General features: G+C 60.0%; 21 protein-coding genes. 11 read left to right on the top strand and 10 right to left on the bottom strand.

Annotated features, from left to right (window positions below; all coding sequences use genetic code 11):
• The first annotated feature begins 48 nt into the window (after positions 1–48).
• Both QD461_RS06165 and QD461_RS06160 read left to right on the top strand, forming a co-directional pair.
• Positions 49–903 carry an SDR family NAD(P)-dependent oxidoreductase gene (locus QD461_RS06165; RefSeq protein WP_414086922.1) on the top strand — a complete coding sequence of 285 codons (855 nt, stop codon included), beginning with the start codon at positions 49–51 and terminating at the stop codon, positions 901–903.
• Between the two features lie 62 nt (positions 904–965).
• Positions 966–1,607 carry a LysE family translocator gene (locus QD461_RS06160; RefSeq protein ID WP_414086921.1) on the top strand — a complete coding sequence of 214 codons (642 nt, stop codon included), beginning with the start codon at positions 966–968 and terminating at the stop codon, positions 1,605–1,607.
• Here the strand turns inward: QD461_RS06160 and QD461_RS06155 are convergent.
• Positions 1,591–2,007, bottom strand: coding sequence for a hypothetical protein (locus tag QD461_RS06155; protein WP_414086920.1), 417 nt, complete (start codon positions 2,005–2,007; stop codon positions 1,591–1,593). The two genes, QD461_RS06160 and QD461_RS06155, sit on opposite strands and share 17 nt — an antisense overlap.
• 5 nt (positions 2,008–2,012) lie before the next feature.
• Positions 2,013–3,248, bottom strand: a complete 1,236-nt coding sequence (rlmN, locus tag QD461_RS06150; protein ID WP_414086919.1) for a 23S rRNA (adenine(2503)-C(2))-methyltransferase RlmN — start codon at positions 3,246–3,248, stop codon at positions 2,013–2,015.
• On the opposite strand from rlmN, the gene QD461_RS06145 reads away from it, so the two are divergent.
• Complete coding sequence (locus tag QD461_RS06145; protein ID WP_414086918.1) at positions 3,229–3,528, top strand: hypothetical protein; 300 nt, start codon at positions 3,229–3,231, stop codon at positions 3,526–3,528. The two genes, rlmN and QD461_RS06145, sit on opposite strands and share 20 nt — an antisense overlap.
• Before the next feature lie 17 nt (positions 3,529–3,545).
• On the opposite strand, the gene QD461_RS06140 is transcribed toward QD461_RS06145, so the two are convergent.
• The 3 genes from QD461_RS06140 to QD461_RS06130 all read right to left on the bottom strand — a co-directional run bounded on the left by QD461_RS06140 (position 3,546) and on the right by QD461_RS06130 (position 5,195).
• Positions 3,546–4,100, bottom strand: a complete 555-nt coding sequence (locus QD461_RS06140) for an invasion associated locus B family protein (protein ID WP_414086917.1) — start codon at positions 4,098–4,100, stop codon at positions 3,546–3,548.
• A gap of 333 nt (positions 4,101–4,433) precedes the next feature.
• On the bottom strand, positions 4,434–4,823 hold the full coding sequence (locus QD461_RS06135) for a YkvA family protein (protein WP_414086916.1): 390 nt from the start codon (positions 4,821–4,823) through the stop codon (positions 4,434–4,436).
• A 66-nt stretch (positions 4,824–4,889) separates the two neighbouring features.
• Positions 4,890–5,195, bottom strand: coding sequence for a 4a-hydroxytetrahydrobiopterin dehydratase (locus QD461_RS06130; RefSeq protein WP_414086915.1), 306 nt, complete (start codon positions 5,193–5,195; stop codon positions 4,890–4,892).
• Positions 5,196–5,333: 138 nt separating this feature from the next.
• On the opposite strand from QD461_RS06130, the gene QD461_RS06125 reads away from it, so the two are divergent.
• Positions 5,334–5,816: a low molecular weight protein-tyrosine-phosphatase gene (locus tag QD461_RS06125; protein WP_414086914.1), complete on the top strand. Its 483-nt coding sequence runs from the start codon at positions 5,334–5,336 to the stop codon at positions 5,814–5,816.
• On the opposite strand, the gene thpR is transcribed toward QD461_RS06125, so the two are convergent.
• Positions 5,747–6,343, bottom strand: a complete 597-nt coding sequence (thpR, locus tag QD461_RS06120) for an RNA 2',3'-cyclic phosphodiesterase (protein WP_414086913.1) — start codon at positions 6,341–6,343, stop codon at positions 5,747–5,749. The two genes, QD461_RS06125 and thpR, sit on opposite strands and share 70 nt — an antisense overlap.
• 68 nt (positions 6,344–6,411) lie before the next feature.
• Complete coding sequence (locus tag QD461_RS06115) at positions 6,412–7,062, bottom strand: arylesterase (protein ID WP_414086912.1); 651 nt, start codon at positions 7,060–7,062, stop codon at positions 6,412–6,414.
• Positions 7,063–7,143: 81 nt separating this feature from the next.
• Here QD461_RS06115 and QD461_RS06110 point away from each other — a divergent pair, with 81 nt between their 5' ends.
• From QD461_RS06110 to QD461_RS06095, 4 genes are all read left to right on the top strand, one after another.
• Entirely contained in the window at positions 7,144–7,854 is a 711-nt protein-coding gene (locus tag QD461_RS06110; RefSeq protein ID WP_414086911.1) for an ABC transporter ATP-binding protein, read from the top strand.
• 14 nt (positions 7,855–7,868) lie between these two features.
• Positions 7,869–10,400 carry an ABC transporter permease gene (locus QD461_RS06105; RefSeq protein WP_414086910.1) on the top strand — a complete coding sequence of 844 codons (2,532 nt, stop codon included), beginning with the start codon at positions 7,869–7,871 and terminating at the stop codon, positions 10,398–10,400.
• Between the two features lie 195 nt (positions 10,401–10,595).
• Positions 10,596–11,336, top strand: coding sequence for a Bax inhibitor-1/YccA family protein (locus QD461_RS06100; RefSeq protein ID WP_414086909.1), 741 nt, complete (start codon positions 10,596–10,598; stop codon positions 11,334–11,336).
• A gap of 119 nt (positions 11,337–11,455) precedes the next feature.
• Positions 11,456–12,013, top strand: a complete 558-nt coding sequence (locus QD461_RS06095; protein ID WP_414086908.1) for an N-acetyltransferase family protein — start codon at positions 11,456–11,458, stop codon at positions 12,011–12,013.
• A gap of 88 nt (positions 12,014–12,101) precedes the next feature.
• Here QD461_RS06095 and QD461_RS06090 read toward each other — a convergent pair whose 3' ends face one another.
• From QD461_RS06090 to acnA, 3 genes are all read right to left on the bottom strand, one after another.
• On the bottom strand, positions 12,102–12,503 hold the full coding sequence (locus QD461_RS06090; protein ID WP_414086907.1) for a DUF2794 domain-containing protein: 402 nt from the start codon (positions 12,501–12,503) through the stop codon (positions 12,102–12,104).
• A gap of 328 nt (positions 12,504–12,831) precedes the next feature.
• Positions 12,832–13,575 carry a DUF1223 domain-containing protein gene (locus QD461_RS06085; protein WP_414086906.1) on the bottom strand — a complete coding sequence of 248 codons (744 nt, stop codon included), beginning with the start codon at positions 13,573–13,575 and terminating at the stop codon, positions 12,832–12,834.
• A gap of 252 nt (positions 13,576–13,827) precedes the next feature.
• On the bottom strand, positions 13,828–16,518 hold the full coding sequence (acnA, locus tag QD461_RS06080) for an aconitate hydratase AcnA (protein WP_414086905.1): 2,691 nt from the start codon (positions 16,516–16,518) through the stop codon (positions 13,828–13,830).
• 262 nt (positions 16,519–16,780) lie between these two features.
• On the opposite strand from acnA, the gene ccmA reads away from it, so the two are divergent.
• From ccmA to QD461_RS06065, 3 genes are all read left to right on the top strand, one after another.
• Positions 16,781–17,428 (top strand): heme ABC exporter ATP-binding protein CcmA, encoded by a 648-nt coding sequence (gene ccmA, locus QD461_RS06075; RefSeq protein ID WP_414086904.1) that lies wholly within the window; start codon positions 16,781–16,783, stop codon positions 17,426–17,428.
• A gap of 340 nt (positions 17,429–17,768) precedes the next feature.
• Positions 17,769–18,428 carry a heme exporter protein CcmB gene (ccmB, locus tag QD461_RS06070; RefSeq protein ID WP_414086903.1) on the top strand — a complete coding sequence of 220 codons (660 nt, stop codon included), beginning with the start codon at positions 17,769–17,771 and terminating at the stop codon, positions 18,426–18,428.
• 180 nt (positions 18,429–18,608) lie between these two features.
• Positions 18,609–19,370, top strand: coding sequence for a heme ABC transporter permease (locus QD461_RS06065; protein ID WP_414086902.1), 762 nt, complete (start codon positions 18,609–18,611; stop codon positions 19,368–19,370).

Raw genomic sequence — 19,370 nt, 5'->3', positions numbered from 1 at the left:
AAAGCGCCATATTCGGCACCGAGTAAGCATTGCCGGGAGGGCACGCCTTTGACCGATATTCAAGACATTTTCAGGGAATCCAATGTTGCCGTTGTCACCGGCGGCGCCTCGGGCATCGGCTTGGCCGCTGCGAAATACTTCGCCTCGCTCGGCATGAGCGTCGTCATCGCCGACCTCGGCGGTGATCGGCTAGCCCAGGCGGCAACCGCACTCAAGGCGATCGCAGGCGAAGAGCATATACTGGCCGTCGAGACCGATGTCGCGAGCAGGGAGGCGCTGGAAGCATTGGAGCGCACGGTCCTGCAGCGCTTCGGCCGCGTGCATGTGCTGATGAACAATGCCGGCATCGGCCCGGAAACCTCGATCTTCAGCGCCCAGGCCGGCTGGGATGCCATCCTCGGCGTCAATCTGCTCGGTGTCATCAACGGCACGCGCGTCTTCGGACCCAGCATGCTGGCCCATGGCGAACCGGGCCTGATCATCAACACCGGCTCGAAGCAGGGCATCACCACGCCTCCCGGCAACCCCGCCTATAATGTCTCGAAGGCCGGCGTGAAGGTCTTCACCGAAGCGCTGCAGCATGAGTTGCGCAACACGACGGGTGCAAAGATCTCAGCCCACCTCCTTATTCCCGGCTTCGTCTTCACGGGTCTGACCAAGGGCGAACGCACGGAGAAGCCCGCCGGCGCCTGGACGCCGGAACAGACGATCGATTTCATGGTGGAAAGCCTGAAGCGAGGCGATTTCTACATCCTCTGCCCGGACAATGACGTGGCGCGCCCCGTCGACGAACGCCGCATGCTCTGGGCGGCCGGCGACATCGTCGAGAACCGCCCGCCGCTGTCGCGCTGGCATGCGGACTATGCCGATCAATTCAAGGCATTCCTCGAAAAGAAGGATTGATTTGCAATCCACCGAAAGCCGGATAGAAAAAGCCAACCCCTGCCGGCTTTCGGAGCATTCTCGTGGACTTCATACCCAGCCTGCCGACCCTTCTTGCCTTTTCCGCAGCGAGCCTGCTGCTGGCGATGACGCCCGGCCCGGACATGACGCTGTCGATCAGCCGCGCGCTGATGCAAGGCAAGAAAGCAGCGCTTTTCGTGGTGCTCGGCACTACGCTCGGCGTTGTCGTCCACACCTGCCTGGTGGCCTTCGGCATCTCGGCACTGATTACGGCCTCGCCGATCGCCTTCACCATCCTGAAGACCGGCGGCGCTGCCTATCTGCTTTGGCTGGCGATCCAGGCAGTCCGCTTCGGCTCCAGCCTTTCGGTCAAAAAGGTCGATGCGGTCGCCGGAACGCCGCTCGCCAACATCTCCAACGGCTTCTGGGTCAATCTGCTGAACCCCAAGGTCATCATCTTCTTCATGACCTTCCTGCCGCAGTTCGTGACCGCCGGCGATCCCGCCGTCACCCACAAATTGCTCTTTCTCGGCTTTTTCTTCATCGTCATCGGCATGCCGGTGAACGCGCTCGTCGTTCTTGCTGCCGATGGCCTATCATCCTGGCTGCAGCGCAACCGCGGCGTGATGCGCGGCCTCGACTATACCTTTGCCGGCGTCTTCTCGATATTCGCGGTAAAGATCTTCTTCACTCAGTCTCGCTGAGAATTGGGTGGCGGCCGGCGATCAGCCAGTAGACGGTGGCGCAGGCCGCACCAAGGAAGGCAAAGCAGACCGCAATCGTGATCAGGTTGAGTGTCTGCGGCTTCTCCATCGCGCCGGAAATCAATATGGACGCCACAGCCGACAGCACCGCACCATAGATCGCATACCCGAGCCAGCGACGGACTCCACGCCATTCCATGATGGGAATGACGATAAGCGATGGCAGAATGCTGACGACCATTGCAGCCTTGGTCATCTCGATTGAGAGAGCGACAAGCTCCGGTACCCCGCTTCCCGGCAGAGTATAGGCAGCCACGCAGGCCAACACGAAACCCATCAGAGCGCAGGCGGCGAGATAGCCCCATAGGAGCCTGATCGGCCTGCGCAGTTTAAGGAGCATCGACCTCAGTCCTCGCCGTGATTGGCGATCATCATGGCTTCGAAGGCCAACCGCTCTGTCTTGCGCATGCGTTCCGATTCCGACTTCAGCTGACCGCAAGCCGCAAGAATGTCGCGCCCGCGTGGCGTGCGGATTGGAGAGGCATAACCGGCCGAATTGATGAAATCGGCGAACTTTTCGATCTGCTCCCAGTCGGAACACTGATAGTTCGTGCCGGGCCAGGGGTTGAAGGGGATCAGATTGATCTTGGCCGGAACGCCCTTCAGTAGCTGGATCAGCCCCTTCGCATCCTCGAGGCTGTCGTTGACGCCCTTCAGCATCACATATTCGAAGGTAATGCGCCGCGCATTCGAGAGACCGGGATAGGCGCGGCACGCATCCATCAACTCTTTCAGAGGATACTTCTTGTTGATCGGCACCAGCATGTCGCGCAGGTCGTCGCGCACGGCATGCAACGAAATCGCTAGCATGACGCCGATCTCATCGCCGGTGCGATAGATTTCCGGCACGACACCCGAAGTAGAAAGGGTGATGCGGCGCTTCGACAGCGACAGGCCGTCACCATCGGATGCGATCAGCAGCGCCGTCTTGACGCTGTCGAAATTATAGAGCGGCTCGCCCATGCCCATCATGACGATATTGCTGACCTTGCGTCCCTCGGCCGGCATAACGGTGCCCTGCGGCGCTTCGCGGTCCGGAAAATCGCCGAGCCGGTCGCGCGCCAGAAGCAGCTGCGACAGGATTTCTTCCGCCGTCAGGTTGCGCACAAGCCGCTGCGTGCCGGTGTGACAGAAGGAACAGGTGAGCGAACAGCCGACCTGACTGGAAATGCAAAGCGTGCCGCGGCCTTCTTCCGGAATGTAGACGGTCTCGACTTCGACGGGACGGCCGGCGCCGCGCGGCGGGTAGCGCAGCAGCCACTTGCGGGTGCCGTCGTTGGAAACCTGCTCCTCAACAATCTCGGGGCGTGCGATGGTGAAATGCGTCTTCAACATCTCGCGCATATCCTTCGAGACATTCGCCATCGCGTCGAAATCGGAGACGCCGCGCACGTAGATCCAGTTCCAGAGCTGGCTGACGCGCATCTTAATCTGCTTGTCGGCAACGCCCTTTTCCCTGAGGGCAGCCGCCATTTCCTCGCGCGTCAGGCCGATCAGCGACGGTTTTGGCGCCAGCTCGACCGGCTGAGATACCGGCATCGGCTTGAGCTTGGAGGGTGTTATGACATCGGTGGCGGACATACGATCATTCCAACGGTTCACATCGGCGATGCCGCAAAAGCTGACGAAAGCTGCGGATGCGGGCAAGGCACGGAAATCTGAAGATTCATGCGGCGGCCGGGCAAGCTTTCTTCAAGCTGTCTGCCAGACACCTGCTATTGGCGCGGCCTTTAGCATTAATTTCCGCTCGCGTCATCCCTTTCCCTCAAAAGCAAAGGTTGACCTCAAAAACGAAAGGCCGGTCGACATGACCGGCCTCAATCATTGCAGTCGCAGCACCGTGAGGATCACATTGCCGTGATCCCTCGATCCTCGATCTTATTTGCAGCCTTCGATCTTCTTCAGAGCAGCGCTGACACCCTTCAGAGAGTAGGTGTAGGAAGTCGCAGTTCCCTTCTTCGACGTCGCGGTCACCTTCAGAGAATGGCCGGATTTCAGTGCCGCCACCAGAGCCGGCTCCTGCGCAGCATTCTCGACCCAGGCGCCCTTGTCCTTCGTGAACATCACAAAGGTCTTGTTGTCGATGACGACGTTGACCTTGGAATTCTCTTTCAACGGATATCCCATCATAGCCTGCGGCTCGTAGGAGATATTCTGGCCGGGACGCTGCGAGACGATGAAGAAGTTATCGCCATGGTCGATGCCCGAAGGCGGCGACTTTACCGTTGGCACCGAGAGAACGTAGCAGACCTTGCCGCCGGCAGACTGGTAGGAGTAGGCGCCCCAGGCATCGAACTGCTGGATGGGTGTGGGAGCCGTGGGGGCTGCTGCCGCTGGTGCCTGCGTCTGCTTCGGCTTCTTGGTCTGCGCGGACGCGATGCCGGTGCCGGCCAGAACGAGCGAGAGGGCGATTGCGAAGCTTTTTACAAACATGTTTTCCTGCCGATTTTGTGCGGTCCAGAGCTCATGGCGATTCGATTGACGCACGCCGATGCTCGTGAGCTGCCCTATTTTGACTTTATTCAGGTTACCAAACCGTCAACGGAGCGCTGACCTCTCTCGGCTCCGTTCCATTTCAATCCAGGTGTCGAACGGAGCTTGAAACGCATCAGAAGGAATTGGAAAACCCGGATGGCGAAATACCACCCTACAGTTTAGATTTAAGACAGAAAGATTCGGGCAAGAATTTGACCTCGCTAAAATCAGGGAGGCCTCATAAAGGTCTGGAAACCCGAGAGGAATCAGATCGCCCCCATAAAGCGGCCACTAAACCGTCTTCATGGCCTCCGGTCCATTCTCCAAAGCCCGGTCGGCGGCGTCATAGTGCTCCTGGCGGATGTGACCGCGGATCATGCTGAAGGCGAGCGTCAGCACGGCCACATCGTCCGTATAGCCGATGACAGCGAAGAAATCGGGGATGATGTCGACGGGCATGACGAAATAGCCGAGCGCGGCCAGCAATATGCCGCGGACACGGGTCGGCGTCTGCGGATCGAGCGCGCAATAGAAGGCGGCAACGACGTCGCGGGAAAAGGGAATGTGGCGAGCCGCCTTCCGCAGGGTCGGCCAGAACTTTCTGCGCACCGACTTTTCCTGCTCTTTCTGGGTTTCGTCGTCACCAGGCATCAGGATTTCCCCGTACTTGATGTCATCCATTCCATTCACCTCTGTTCGTGCCCGTTGCCCGGACCGTGTAAACATATGGTGATCGCAGGGTGCGATTCAATCGATCCGACGCGCTGCGGCCTTCTCCATTGCCTTCGCCATCTTGATGTCGTGGTCGGTCAGGCCGCCGACATCATGCGTCGTCAGCTTCACTTCGACGCGGGAATAGACGTTGAACCATTCCGGATGATGGTTGAACTTTTCCGCCGCGAGCGCCGCTTCGGTCATGAAGCCGAAGGCCTCAACGAAGCTGCGGAACTTGAAGGTCTTCGAAATGGAAAGCCCATCAGCCGCGAGCGCCCAACCCAAAAGCTCCGCAAGATTTTCATCGATTGCCGCCCGGTCCAGCTTTTCGTATTTCATGGCAGATCACTCCTCTCCAGAGCGCCGTGCTTCCTTTCGGAAGCACAAAGGTCGCTCTATCTGTTTGAATCTACGCAACAGGCTTTCCGAAAATCGATTCCGATTTTCGGGCCGATGCTGGAAGGGTTGAACCATATCATGGATCGTCACAGGATACTTTTCGTCTGCGCCGGCAATATCTGCCGTTCGCCCCTTGCCGAAGGCATCTTCCGGCATCTGGTGGCGCAGGCCGGCCGCTCGTCGGAATTTGAAATCGCTTCGGCCGGCACCGGCGGCTGGCATCAGGGCGAACGCCCCGACCGCCGCTCGATCTCCGTTGCTGCCGGACATGGCGTGGATATTTCCAGCCAACGCGCCCGCCGCATCGAGACAGCGTATTTCGGCCAGTTCGATCTGATCCTCGCCATGGATCAAGACAATTTGAAGACCCTGCGCAAAGCCGCGCCTGCCGATGCACTCGGCAGGCTGCATCTCTTCAATGCCTTGGCGCTGGGCGGCAGCAAGGACATTCCCGACCCCTATTATGGAGGCCGGGAAGATTTCGAAGCCGTCTATACCATGCTCTTGGCTGGCTGCAGTGCACTGTTGCCCAAACTCGGGAAAGTGCTGCGAGACTCGTGAAGCGGAAAAATCTCTTCGGTGAGATAGGGACCGCCGCCAACTGATTCGCGCGAGGAAAGAAGCACGAACCGGCCGACCGTGAACGGCTGGGTATAGAAATTGCCGCGACCGGAGAGATAGTGCACGACATCGTCAACCCGCGAGGATTTCAGCCTGGCGAGCGTGACGTGCGGTGTGAACTTGCGAGGATCGGGCTGCAGGCCGATACGCTGGCAGATACGCTCGATCTCGCCTTGCAGCGCGAACATATCCGGTGACTGCGAGACCCCGGCCCAAACCGAATGCGGTTTTTTGGAACCGAAGGAACCGATGCCCTCCAGCCGCAGCTGGAACTCAGGGCGATCTATCCGGTCCAGCCGGTCGACGATCTCATCCGCCGTGCGGCCATCGACATCGCCGATGAAGCGCAAAGTGATGTGATAATTTTCAACGTCGATCCACCTGGCTCCCGGGAGACCACCGCGCAACAATGACAGGCTCATGGCCGCGTTGCGCGGAATTTCGAGGGCGGTAAAAAGTCTCGGCATGACGAGCACTCCCCGAATCTCTTGCAGGTATAAGCAGGGAATCACGCATTTGCAGTCGGTGCAAGCACCTATTTCGCACCTGCGTCAATCATCCCTACAAACTTGATAACGGCCGGTAAGATACGCTCGACCATGACGTCGACGCCCTTCGGGTTCGGATGCATGCCGTCGGTGAGCTGCAGGTCCGCTTGGGCAGCCACGCCGTCGAGGAAGAACGGATAGAGCGCAAGTTGATATTTGTCGGCCAGGCGCTTGTAGATCGGGTTGAATTTCTCGGCGTAGTCCGGTCCCATGTTGGGCGGCGCCAGCATACCGGCGAGGAAGATCGGGATCTTCCTTTCCTTCAGCCGTTCGATCATCGTCTCCAGATTCTTCTCCGTCTGCTCCGGCGGTATCCCGCGAAGCGCATCGTTGGCGCCAAGCTCCAGGATCACGCCATCCGTACCGTCAGGCACCGACCAGTCTATGCGCGAAAGCCCTCCGGATGTCGTGTCTCCGGATACGCCGGCATCGGCGACGGCGAGATCCAGCCCCTTCGCCTTCAGTGCAGCCTGCAACTTGGCGGGAAACCCGTCGCCGGGCGGCAGCTGATAGCCGGCCATCAAACTGTCGCCAAAGCCGACCAGTTGGATCGTTCGCGCTTGCGCTGCGCCCGTCGCGCCAAACAAAAGACCGAAAGTGATGACAGCGAAGTGAAACGCAGCAACTTTAAAACCCATGATCCATTCCCTAAATTCGCTGCTCGGGCCAGTCGCGCCCGCCATTGTCTCTGATGTTCTCTGATATATAGGGCGTTCGCATTGGCAAAAACCATCATCGAGCTGAAGAAGGCGGATTTGACGCTCGGCAGCGCCGCGGCATCGGTCCACGTGCTGAAGAATATCGACCTGACGATTCTGGAGGGCGAAGCGGTCGGTATCGTCGGCCCATCCGGCTCCGGCAAGTCGACGCTGCTGATGGTGTTGGCCGGACTCGAGAAGCTCGACAGCGGCGAACTCTTGATCCGCGACACGCCCCTGCATAGCCTGAGCGAGGATCGGATTGCCGATTTCCGCGGCCGCAATATCGGTATCGTCTTCCAGTCCTTCCATCTGATTGCCAATATGACGGCGCTTGAAAACGTTGCGGTACCGCTTGAGCTTGCCAATGTCCGCGATGCCTTTGACATCGCCCGACGCGAGTTGGAGGCGGTGGGGCTGGGCGAAAGGCTCAGCCACTATCCCGGCCAACTCTCAGGCGGCGAACAGCAGCGCGTGGCGATCGCCCGGGCACTCGCGCCTTCGCCGGCTGTGCTGATCGCCGATGAGCCGACAGGCAACCTCGACACCGATACCGGCCGGCAGATCGCCGACCTTCTCTTTGCCCAGCAGGCCGAGCGCGGCACGACCATGCTGCTGGTGACACACGATCCGGCACTTGCCGCGCGCTGCTCGCGCCAGATTCGCGTCCGCTCGGGTGAAATCGAAAACGACAGCGCTCAGCCACGCGTCAATCAGGCGGCAATCGCATGACGAGTGCGGCGCGAATGCGACTGTCACTCGCCTTCCGCCTTGCCTTGCGCGAACTGCGCGGTGGCCTTGGCGGCTTTTACATTTTCCTCGCCTGCATCGCGCTCGGCACCGGCGCCATCGCTGCCGTCAACTCCGTATCACGCTCAATCACCGATGCGATCTCGACGCAGGGACAATCGCTGCTGGCGGGCGATGCCCGTTTCGAGCTACGCAATCGCGAGGCGACGCCAGAGGAACTGGCCTATCTCCAGGGTCTCGGCAAGCTCTCCCGTTCCACCAATTTGCGTTCGATGTCCCGCCTGCCTGACGGCTCCGACCAGGCTCTGGTCGAGGTCAAGGCGGTCGATGAGGCATATCCGCTCTACGGCGCCTTCGAAGCCGATCCGAACCAACCCCTCTCGATCCTGCTTGCTGCCAAGGATGGCAGCTATGGTGCCGTCGTCGCCCCGTTACTGCTCGAACGCCTGAACCTCAAGGTCGGCGACAACCTGCTGTTGGGCAATGCGAAACTGCGCATATCAGGCACCATCAAGAACGAACCGGACGCCGTCTCGGAAGGTTTCGGCTTCGCTCCGCGGCTGCTGACCAGCCGGGACGCGCTGGCCGCTTCTGGCCTGATTACAACGGGCAGCCTCGTTGAGCAGGCATACAGGATCCGCATGGACGATCCCGCAACCGGGTTGCGCAAGATCGGCGATCGCGCCAATGCCGCCTTCCCGCAGGCCGGCTGGTCGATCCGCACCAGCGCGCGCGCCGCGCCGGAGCTTGCCGACAACGTCACGCGCTTCTCGCAATTCCTGACACTGGTCGGGCTGGCCGCCCTCATCGTCGGCGGGGTCGGCGTCGCCAATGCCGTGCGCGCCTTCCTCGATTCGAAGCGCACCACCATCGCCACCTTCAAGTGCCTCGGCGCACCGGCCTTCGTGGTCGTGCTGATCTATCTCATCCAGATTGCCATCATCGCGCTTGCCGGCATCGCCGTCGGCTTGGTTCTCGGCGCCATCGCCCCGATGATCGCCTCGCAGTTCATGGCGGAATTCCTGCCCATATCGACAGCGCCGCGACTCTATCCCGGCCCCCTGATGCTAGCAGCCGTCTTCGGGCTGCTGACGACGCTTGCCTTCGCCATTCCGCCTCTCGGTCACGCCCGAGAAGTTCCGGCAACCGCGCTCTTCCGCGAACAGGGTTTCGAGGCTCGCCGCCTGCCCGGCTGGCCCTATCTGCTTGCCGCCAGCTTACTGATGGCGGCGCTTGCCGCTTTGGCCATCGTCACCGCCTATGACCGCTTCATCGCCATCGTCTTCGTCGTCTCGATTGGCGGGGCATTTGTCGTGCTGCGTGTCGTTGCTGCGCTGCTCGCCTGGCTTGCCCGCCGCAGCCCGCGCGTGCGCTCGCCGGCGCTGCGTCTGGCGATCGGCAATATCCATCGGCCGGGCGCACTCACGTCTTCGGTCGTGCTGTCGCTGGGCCTCGGCCTGGCGCTGCTAGTGACCCTGACATTGATCGACGGCAACATGCGCAGCGAGCTCATGGGGCGCATGAGCGAGAAGGCGCCGAATTTCTTCTTCGTCGATATCCAGGGGCCGGAGCTTGAGGGCTTCCGCAAGATCGTGCTCGACATCGATCCGAAGGGCAAATTTGTCGAAGCGCCGATGCTGCGTGGCCGCATCGTCGCCTTCAATGGCGAAGACGTGACCAAGCTGAAGGTGCCGGCGGCAGGGCAATGGGTGTTGCGCGGCGACCGCGGCATCACCTATGCCGAAACTCTTCCGGAAAATGCCGCGATCACAGACGGCAAATGGTGGGACAAGGACTACGGCGGCGAACCGCAGGTCTCCTTTTCCGCTGAGGAAGGCAAGGCTCTTGGCCTGAAGCTCGGCGACAAGATCACCGTGAATGTGCTCGGCCGCAACATCACCGCCAAGATCGCCAGCTTCCGCAAGGTGCAATGGCAATCTCTGTCGATCAATTTCGTGATGATCTTCTCGCCGAATACCTTCAAGGGCGCACCGCATGCCTGGCTCGCGACCCTCACGGATAGTTCCGCCACTCCGGAGCAGGAAGCAGCGATCCTGAGGAAAGTCACCAACGCCTATCCGACGATAACAAGCGTTCGCGTCAAGGATGCGCTCGATGTCGTCAGCAGGCTTGTTGGGCAGCTTGCCACAGCCATTCGCTCCGCCGCATCGGTCGCGCTTATCGCCTCAGTGCTCGTGCTGGCGGGCGCGCTGGCGGCCGGCAACCGCGCCCGCACGCACGATGCCGTCATCCTCAAGACGCTCGGAGCGACGCGCGCGACGCTCATTCGCGCCTTCAGCTACGAATATCTGATCCTGGGGGCAGCCACCGCCGTCTTCGCGCTGGTCGCCGGCTCCGTCTCGGCTTGGTATATCGTCAGCCGTATCATGAAGCTGCCTTCCGCCTTCATGCCTGATGTCGCCTTCTCCACTCTCGTCGTTGCGCTGGTGCTGACGGTCGGGATCGGCCTCATCGGCACATGGCGTATTCTGGGTCAGAAAGCGGCACCCGTTCTGCGGGAGCTGTAAATCAGCTTCGCGGATTAACCGACACCGCGAAAACCGCGCGATATTACATCGATTTAACATCGGTCAGGCCGCTTGACCCTTGTCTACAAGGCTGGAAAGCCTCATATTCTGTGCAGGCATGCTGAAGCTTCGCAGCGGCGCCTGGGCCTGAAAGGCCCGACACCGTACCCAAATCGGAGCTTGAAAGAGGAAAACATGGCTGACTATCGCAATTACCAAAACCGGGCGCAGAGCGGTGCGCAGTCCGGTGCGATGATAGACGAGGGCCTTCGAGCCTACATGCTCAAGGTCTATAACCTGATGGCGCTGGGTCTGGCGATCACGGGTGTTGCGGCTTATCTCGCCTTCTCGCTCGCTTTCGCGAACGGACACATCACGGCCTTCGGTCAGGCGATCTATCTGAGCCCGCTGAAGTGGGTTGTCATTCTCGCCCCGCTCGCAATGGTCTTCTTCCTGAGCTTCAGGATCAACCGGATGAGCGTGGCCGCCGCGACGACGACCTTCTGGGTCTACGCCGCGCTGGTGGGTCTGTCGCTGTCGTCGATCTTCATCATCTACACCGGCCAGAGCGTCGTGCAGACCTTCTTCGTGACCGCCGCCTCCTTCGGCGCGCTGTCGCTCTACGGCTACACGGCCAAGCGTGATCTGTCCGCGATGGGCTCGTTCCTGATGATGGGTCTCTTCGGCCTGATCATCGCCTCGCTGGTCAACATCTTCCTGGCTTCGTCCGCCATGCAGTTCGCCATCTCGGTGATCGGCGTGCTGATCTTCGCAGGCCTCACGGCCTATGACACGCAGCGGATCAAGGAAATGTACTACGATGCCGACGATGCGACTGTAGCCGGCCGCAAGGCGATCATGGGCGCTCTGTCGCTGTACCTGGACTTCATCAACCTGTTCATGTTCTTGCTGCGCTTCATGGGCAACAGAAACTAATCGAACGGTTTGAATAGATATCGAAAAGGCGGCTTCGGCCGCCTTTTTGTTTGCCTGGAAAAGAGGCCTGCGATTTGATGGCAGCCATCGTCATCAGCAGATCAGGCAGTAAGAATCACATGTCCGTCCGCCTCCGCAGCGCAACCTTAGACGACCTGCCCCACATAACCGCCATCTACAGAGATTCCGTGCTGAACGGCACGGCAAGCTACGAGATTACGCCTCCAGGCGAAGACGAGATGGCAGGCCGCTTTCGCGCGATCCAGGAAAAAGCCTACCCCTATATCGTCGCCGAGGATGCAGACGGCACATTTCTCGGCTATGCCTATGCTTCGGCGTTCCGCACACGGCCGGCCTATCGGTGGATGGTGGAGGATTCGATCTACCTTGCTCCGGAGGCCCGCGGGCGCGGGATCGGCAGATTGCTACTGAATGCCCTGATTGATAGCTGCCAGACGCTGGGCTTTCGCCAAATGATCGCCGTCATCGGGGGAGCGCATCCTGCCTCCGTCGCCGTGCATCGGGCTGCGGGATTTACCGAAGCCGGATTGCTCAAGGGCACGGGCTACAAGCATGGTCGGTGGCTGGATACGATGCTGATGCAGAAGGCGCTTGGCGAGGGAAATACCACCGACCCGGACCAGTCGGTCTATCCGGGTATCCTGTTCCAGGAGTAGGGTCGATCTGTTGGTCTAGCCTTGAATGCTCTCTTCCCTCGGTTTCCGGGACGAGCGGGCTTTTACCATCAAGACGGTGGGGAAAGAACTACTTCTCCACCAGCTTCAGCTGCTTGTCGAAAACCTTCAGCACTTGGCTGAGGTCATGTCCACGCTTCAACGTCATCCCATTGGTATTGATGACGGAGAAGGCGCCCTGCTTCGCGGCGAGTTTCGGGTTCTTCTCGATGCAGAAAAGCGGCATCTCGCCGGAGCGCTTGAAGACGGAGAAGACTGCCTTGTCCTTGAGATGATCGATGGCGTAGTCGCGCCATTCGCCTTCGCCGACCATGCGGCCGTAGATCCAGAGTATGGCATCCAGCTCACGGCGATGGAACGTCACCGGCAGCGGATCCTTGCTCTGCTTGTATTCTCTGAAATCAACGATGACGGAGGAATTAGTCTCGGCGGAGCGGCTTTCGCCGTGTCGCAAATCCGGCTGATCAGTCATCAATCCCCCAAGGGCTATCTCATGACAGGAGAATGACAGTTTGCCTCAGCCGCATCAAATTGCAAGCCGTCTGACGGCTCACAATTTCTTTCCCGTGCCCAAAAGCATCTCTGCAGCGCCGCATTTCAGTCAAAACGACGCCTAATTTGCAGGAAGTATAGGCAGCCGCTTGGCGCCGCCGCGCCAAGCGGCCCGGCCGGGGCGCATCGATAAACCCCAGCCCCGAATGCGTCCCGCCGGGCACCCCCTTTTTCGGCGTCAGCCGAAATAGGCACCTTTTCCGCGCCAGCCGAAGCAAAAGACGTCCCCGATCAAATAGACAGGGCGCTTAGCCGTCCGAACCCACCGTCAGCACTGTCGCCCCGATAATGGCCGAGGGATCGCCGGAGGACGACGACGACTGCAGAAGGACGGCAAGCCCTCTTCGTCCGGCTTTGGTCAACACATTGGCGGGCAACACGACATTCATCGCCCTGCCATCCCACATGCCGACCGTCTCGACATCGGAAACCGCATGCATATAGGCAATTTGCTGGCCGTTGTTTTCGCCGCCCTTGGGAGCCACCATCTGCTCCTTGTCGAAATAGACGATGACGACATTGGCCTTGCCTTGGCCAGCACCGATCTTGATCGAAAGCTCATCATCCTTCGTGCTGGCGCTTACTGGCACGGTCAGGCCCTCACCGGCGCGCTGGAAAGTATCGAGCTTGATGTTGATCGCGTTGAGATCGGCACCATTCATATGGTCCCGGCCATTGATGATGGCCTGCGGCGTGTAGACGCCGCTGCGACCGAGCGTGCGGGCATAAGCATACTGGCGTGCGGTATTTTCCTTGTTCGCCATCGTGTCGTTCCAGCCCAGATAGTTCCAGTAGTCGACATGATAGGCGAGCGCCACGACGTCGCCCTGGCGAATCAGCTTTCGAAAGGCAGCGTCGGCCGGGGGACAGGAAGCACAGCCTTGTGCGGTGAAAAGCTCGACCACGCCCTTGATCTTCGCAGCCTCCTGCGCATGCAGCGAACTTGCGAGCGCGATGCCTGCCAGAAGTGGAACCGAAAATCGAAGGCGCATTTCTCTCTTACCTCTGCATCAAACTCGCCAGCCGCCTGCGCAGCCTCCAAATACCCACTAGTCTTGGGGCGATAAGGCCATATCAAGCCCGAAAAACCTGAAACAAGAGATAATAGCTTAGCGTGATGACGCAAAGTCACGATGGGGTGAGGCCAATGCCGCATGGCAGCTGCGCCGAACACATCCCCGTGAAAAAGAAGAGGCCGCCGGAAGAGTTTTCCGGCGGCCTCGTAAGAACGGAATGGATGCGTATTAGGCGGCGAGATCGCGCAGAACGGTCTGCAGGATGCCGCCATTGTTGACGTAGACGACCTCATCCAGCGTATCGATACGGCAGATGATCGGGATATCGCGAACTGTACCGTCGCCATAGGTGACCTTGGCGATCTTGCGCTCGCGCGGCTTGATATCAGCCAGGCCTTCTATGGTAACGAGTTCGTCGCCCTTCAGGCCGAGGCTGGCCCAAGTCGTGCCTTCCTCGAAGACGAAGGGGATGACGCCCATGCCGACGAGGTTCGAGCGGTGGATACGCTCGAAGGACTGGGCGATCACGGCGCGGACACCGAGCAGGTTCGTGCCCTTGGCAGCCCAGTCGCGCGACGAGCCGTTGCCGTATTCGACACCGGCGAAGATGACGAGCGGAACGCCCTCGGCCTTGTACTGCATGGCCGCATCGTAGATCGAAGTCTCTTCCTTGGACGGATAGTGGATGGTGTAGCCACCTTCCTTGCCGTTCGGGCCGAGCATGTGGTTGCGGATGCGGATGTTGGCGAAGGTGCCGCGCATCATGACCTCATGATTGCCGCGACGCGTGCCGTACTGGTTGAAGTCGGCAACGCCAACGCCGTGACCGATGAGGTAGGCGCCGGCCGGCGAGGCAGCCTTGATCGAACCGGCCGGCGAAATATGGTCGGTGGTGATCTTGTCGCCGAAGAGACCGAGAACGCGAGCGCCCTTGATGTCGGAAACGCCGGCACCCTTCTTGCCCATGCCCACGAAGTAAGGCGGATTCTGAACATAGGTCGAGTTGTCGTCCCAGGCATAGGTCTGGCCCGGAGGAACCTGCACGGCCTGCCAATTGGAGTCACCCTTGAAGACGTCGGCATACTTGCTCTCGTAGAGCTCGCGCGTGACGTACTTCTGGATGAACTCCTGAACCTCATGCGAGGTCGGCCAGATGTCCTTCAGGTAAACCGGCTTGCCGTTCTGGTCTTCGCCGATCGGCTCCTTCGTCAGGTCGAGCTGCACCGAGCCGGCGAGCGCGTAGGCGACAACGAGCGGCGGCGAAGCAAGGTAGTTTGCCTGAACGTCAGGCGAAATACGGCCTTCGAAGTTGCGGTTACCGGAGAGAACGCCCGATACGATCAGACCCTTGTCGTTGATCGTCTTGGAGATCGGCGCCGGCAGCGGGCCGGAGTTGCCGATGCAGGTGGTGCAGCCGAAGCCGACCAGGTTGAAGCCGAGCTTGTCGAGATCAGCCTGCAGGCCAGACTTGGCAAGATATTCGCCGACGACCTGCGATCCCGGTGCCAGAGAGGTCTTGACCCACGGCTTGGTCTTCAGGCCCTTGGCAACGGCGTTGCGGGCGAGAAGGCCGGCAGCGATCAGAACCGACGGGTTGGAGGTGTTGGTGCAGGAGGTGATGGCAGCGATGGCAACGTCACCATGGCCGATATCGAAATCCGTGCCTTCGACCGCGTAGCGGTTGGAAAGCTGGCCGGGCTTCTTGTATTCGGTTTCCAGCGAAGTGGCGAAGCCGGAAGCAATGTTTTCCAGCGCGATACGGCCTTCCGGACGCTTCGGGCCAGCCATAGACGGCACGACGTCGCCAAGGTCGAGTTCCAGCGTGTCGGTGAAGACGAGGTCGGAACCGTCATTGTCACGCCACATGCCCTGAGCCTTGGAATAGGCTTCGACGAGCGCGATACGGTCCTTGGCGCGGCCGGACATGTTGAGGTAGTTCAGTGTTTCCTTGTCGACCGGGAAGAAGCCGCAGGTCGCGCCGTATTCCGGACCCATGTTGCCGATGGTGGCACGATCTGCGAGCGGCATGTTGTCGAGGCCAGGGCCGAAGAATTCGACGAACTTGGAAACAACGCCCTTCTTGCGCAGCATCTGCACGACGGTCAGAACTAGGTCGGTCGCGGTGACGCCTTCCTTGAGCTTGCCGGTGAGCTTGAAGCCGATGACTTCCGGAAGCAGCATGGAGACCGGCTGGCCGAGCATGGCAGCTTCAGCTTCGATACCGCCAACGCCCCAGCCGAGAACGCCGAGACCGTTGATCATAGTCGTGTGCGAATCGGTACCGACGCAGGTGTCGGGATAAGCGATCGTTTCGCCGTCCTCTTCCTTCGTCCAGACGGTCTGGCCGAGATATTCGAGGTTCACCTGGTGACAGATGCCGGTGCCGGGAGGAACGACGCGGAAATTCTTGAATGCCTGCTGGCCCCACTTCAGGAAGCGGTAGCGTTCGCCGTTGCGTTGATATTCGAGCTCGACGTTCTTGGCAAAAGCCTGCGGCGTGCCGAATTCGTCGACGATGACGGAGTGGTCGATGACGAGATCGACGGGGACGAGCGGGTTGATCTTTTCCGGATCGCCGCCGAGGGAGACCATGGCGTCGCGCATGGCAGCAAGGTCGACAACGGCCGGAACACCGGTGAAGTCCTGCATCAGCACGCGTGCCGGGCGATAAGCGATTTCGTTCTCGACGGTGCCCTTGTTGGTCAGCCATTCGGCGACGGCAAGGATATGTTCCTTCGTGACCGACTGCCCGTCTTCAAAACGCAGCAGGTTTTCCAGAAGCACCTTCATGGAGTAAGGCAGCTTGGAAACACCGGGCAGACCATTGGCTTCAGCCTTGGGCAGGCTGAAATAGACATAGTCTTTCCCGCCCACGGTCAACGTGGAACGACACTTGAAACTGTCAAGAGATTTAGACACGAGATACCCCGTTTCTGATAGCCAACACAGTCGTGCGAACGCCTATGCACTTTATGCACATCAGGATGCGGGTACGGCCATTTCCGCTGTCCGCACGTAAGGAGAAAACCTTATGTTCGGCGCAAGGATGAAATTCACGCCGACCGCTGGCGTGGTTGCAGGTCTTATAGATAATTTCGTAAAGACTTGCCAGAGTGGCAAAGCGCAAATTTTGACAATTTTTTGCGCGTTGCAGCAACGAAAACGGGGAAAGCCTGAGCGAATGCATCTAAGCGCTGAAAATCTGGCGGCAAGGCGGGGCGAAGACCTGATTTTCTTGAATGTTTCCTTCAACTTGGCTGATGGAGATGCCCTCGTTCTGACAGGCCGCAACGGGTCGGGAAAATCGACACTTCTGCGCGTTGTGGCAGGCCTTCTCAGGCAGGATAAAGGCACCGTCACATTTACCGGAAAGGACGGCGAAACTGCCCGCCCGGCAGGCGAAGCCAGCCACTATCTCGGCCACCGTAATGCGATGAAATCCGAGCTGACCGTGGCTGAAAACCTGACGTTCTGGAAGACCTTCCTCGGCGATATGCCGGGCGGCAGCGGCCTGGATGTCGATGAGTCTGTCGATGCCGTCGGGCTCGCCAGCATCATGCAGCTGCCTTTCGGCTACCTCTCCGCAGGCCAGCAGCGGCGAATCGCTTTTGCCAAGCTTCTGGTCGCTTACCGTCCGATCTGGATCCTCGACGAACCGACGGCAGCACTGGACAGCTCGGCCGACCAGCTCTTCGCGAAACTGATTACAGCGCATCAGAAGAGTGGCGGCATTATTCTCGCTGCAACGCACCAACCGCTTGGCTTGGAGAATGTGCAGGAGATGCGGATGACGGGGTTTGCCGGTGTGAGCGAGGGCATGTGGGGGTGAGTCCTATGTTTTTGCCTACGCCACACCTTCGATACCCTCCTCTGTCCCTTCGGAGAAGCTCATCGCTGCGCGGTGAGTTACCCCCCTCTGTCACTGCCGAGACACCTCCCTCCCAAGGGGGGAGATTGTGGGCTGCAGCTGCGTGCCCAAAGCAACCTCGATATGATCTGCGAGTATCGAACGTCGGTGCTTGGCGCCGAGTGAGCAGCGAGCTACCGATTTCCCCCCTTGTGGGGGAGATGCCCCAAAGGGGCAGAGGGGGGTGGCGAGAAGCAAACGCTTCTCCCGCCTGGAGCCAGGCGAAAGGCAATTCCCCGATTCACTTTGAAAGCCGCACCCCATGATCGCCCTCTTCCTCCGCGACCTCAGACTTTCGGTTCGCGCCGGCGGCGGGGCGCTGATCGGCATCCTTTTCTTCCTCACCGTCGTCGCCGTTATCCCTTTTGGCGTCGGCCCGGACCTAAAACTTCTCTCGCGCATCGGCCCAGCCATCGTCTGGATCGGCGCGCTGCTCGCAAGCCTTCTCGGCCTCGACCGTCTGTTCCAGGCCGAGCGCGATGACGGCTCGCTCGATCTGCTCGTCATGCAGGAAACGCCGCTGGTCCTCACGGTTTTCACCAAATGCGCAGCGCATTGGGTGGCGACCGGCCTGCCGCTCGTCATCGCCTCCCCCCTGCTCGGTCTCTTTATGAATATGAACGAGGCGGCGATCGGCGCGACCGCAGCGACGTTGCTCGTCGGCTCTCCGGCGATCACCTTCATCGGCGCGGTGGGAGCTGCCGTGGCTGTGGCCCTGCCGCGCGGCGGGCTGCTGGTCTCCATCCTGGTGTTGCCGCTCACCATTCCCGTGCTGATCTTCGGCGTCAGCGCCACCTATGCCGCCGTCGAAGGACCGCAGCCCTTCCTGCCGCCATTCCTGATCCTGATCGCGCTCACACTGTTCTTCGCCGTCCTCGGCCCGGCCGCTGCCGCCTTGGCATTGCGGAACACGACTGATTGATCAGAGCAATTCCAGGAAAAGTGCGAAGCGGTTTTCCGTCCGGAATTACGTAAGAACAAAAGGATAGAGCGTTGTCGCGTTTCGAAGAAAAGCGGAAAGGCTCTAACGCAGATACTGTTTCGTCGATCTGAGGCTAAGCGGTCGATTGCCGGAAAAGCCATATCGGGTTAAACAAGCCGCATGAGCGATATCAGCCCTGCGATCAGCCGTTTTTCCGACCTCGCCAACCCCACACGGTTTCTGGCCTTTTCGGCGCGTCTCATACCCTGGTTGGCGGCCATCTCGGCCGTGCTTTTCGCAATCGGCCTCTATCTATCCTTTACGACCTCGGGCGACTACCAGCAGGGCGATACCGTCCGCATCATGTATATTCACGTTCCGGCCGCTTGGCTGTCGATGATGTGCTACACGATCATGAGCATGTCGGCGATCGGCACACTGGTCTGGCGCCATCCGCTCGCCGATGTCGCCGGCAAGACGGCAGCACCGCTCGGCGCCGCCTTCACGCTGATCGCGCTGGTCACGGGCTCGCTTTGGGGTAAGCCGATGTGGGGCACCTATTGGGTTTGGGATGCGCGCCTGACCTCGGTCTTCATCCTGTTCCTGATGTATCTCGGCCTGATCGCGCTCAATCGCGCCATGGACGATCCGTCCAAGGCTGCCCGCGTCGCATCCATCCTGACGCTGGTCGGCTTCATCAATATCCCGATCATCAAGTTTTCCGTGGACTGGTGGAATACGCTGCATCAATCGGAAAGCATCATGCGCGTGGATGGCCCGGCTATCGACGCTGAATTCCTCTGGCCGCTTTTCACTATGGCGCTAGCCTTCACGCTGCTGTTCTTCACCCTGCATCTGATGGCGATCCGCAACGAGATCTGGCGCCGCCGTATCACCGCGCAACGCCGCATCGCCGCGCGCATGGCGAACCGGGAGGAATAG

The sequence above is a fragment of the Rhizobium sp. BR 314 genome (assembly GCF_047445805.1).
GTDB classification, from domain to species: Bacteria; Pseudomonadota; Alphaproteobacteria; order Rhizobiales; family Rhizobiaceae; genus Rhizobium; species Rhizobium lusitanum_B.
Note: the sequence above shows the minus strand (reverse complement) of the source record. Positions and strands in the feature narration are given on the sequence as shown.

Excerpts from the sequence above, each read along its gene's own strand:
- QD461_RS06155 (WP_414086920.1), bottom strand. The coding sequence starts at position 2,007 with ATGCTCCTTAAACTGCGCAGGCCGATCAGGCTCCTATGGGGCTATCTC.
- QD461_RS06145 (WP_414086918.1), top strand. The coding sequence starts at position 3,229 with ATGACATCGGTGGCGGACATACGATCATTCCAACGGTTCACATCGGCG.
- rlmN (WP_414086919.1), bottom strand. The coding sequence starts at position 3,248 with ATGTCCGCCACCGATGTCATAACACCCTCCAAGCTCAAGCCGATGCCG.
- QD461_RS06140 (WP_414086917.1), bottom strand. The coding sequence starts at position 4,100 with ATGTTTGTAAAAAGCTTCGCAATCGCCCTCTCGCTCGTTCTGGCCGGC.
- QD461_RS06135 (WP_414086916.1), bottom strand. The coding sequence starts at position 4,823 with ATGGATGACATCAAGTACGGGGAAATCCTGATGCCTGGTGACGACGAA.
- QD461_RS06130 (WP_414086915.1), bottom strand. The coding sequence starts at position 5,195 with ATGAAATACGAAAAGCTGGACCGGGCGGCAATCGATGAAAATCTTGCG.
- QD461_RS06125 (WP_414086914.1), top strand. The coding sequence starts at position 5,334 with ATGGATCGTCACAGGATACTTTTCGTCTGCGCCGGCAATATCTGCCGT.
- thpR (WP_414086913.1), bottom strand. The coding sequence starts at position 6,343 with ATGCCGAGACTTTTTACCGCCCTCGAAATTCCGCGCAACGCGGCCATG.
- QD461_RS06115 (WP_414086912.1), bottom strand. The coding sequence starts at position 7,062 with ATGGGTTTTAAAGTTGCTGCGTTTCACTTCGCTGTCATCACTTTCGGT.
- QD461_RS06105 (WP_414086910.1), top strand. The coding sequence starts at position 7,869 with ATGCGACTGTCACTCGCCTTCCGCCTTGCCTTGCGCGAACTGCGCGGT.
- QD461_RS06100 (WP_414086909.1), top strand. The coding sequence starts at position 10,596 with ATGGCTGACTATCGCAATTACCAAAACCGGGCGCAGAGCGGTGCGCAG.
- QD461_RS06095 (WP_414086908.1), top strand. The coding sequence starts at position 11,456 with ATGTCCGTCCGCCTCCGCAGCGCAACCTTAGACGACCTGCCCCACATA.
- QD461_RS06090 (WP_414086907.1), bottom strand. The coding sequence starts at position 12,503 with ATGACTGATCAGCCGGATTTGCGACACGGCGAAAGCCGCTCCGCCGAG.
- QD461_RS06085 (WP_414086906.1), bottom strand. The coding sequence starts at position 13,575 with ATGCGCCTTCGATTTTCGGTTCCACTTCTGGCAGGCATCGCGCTCGCA.
- ccmA (WP_414086904.1), top strand. The coding sequence starts at position 16,781 with ATGCATCTAAGCGCTGAAAATCTGGCGGCAAGGCGGGGCGAAGACCTG.
- ccmB (WP_414086903.1), top strand. The coding sequence starts at position 17,769 with ATGATCGCCCTCTTCCTCCGCGACCTCAGACTTTCGGTTCGCGCCGGC.
- QD461_RS06065 (WP_414086902.1), top strand. The coding sequence starts at position 18,609 with ATGAGCGATATCAGCCCTGCGATCAGCCGTTTTTCCGACCTCGCCAAC.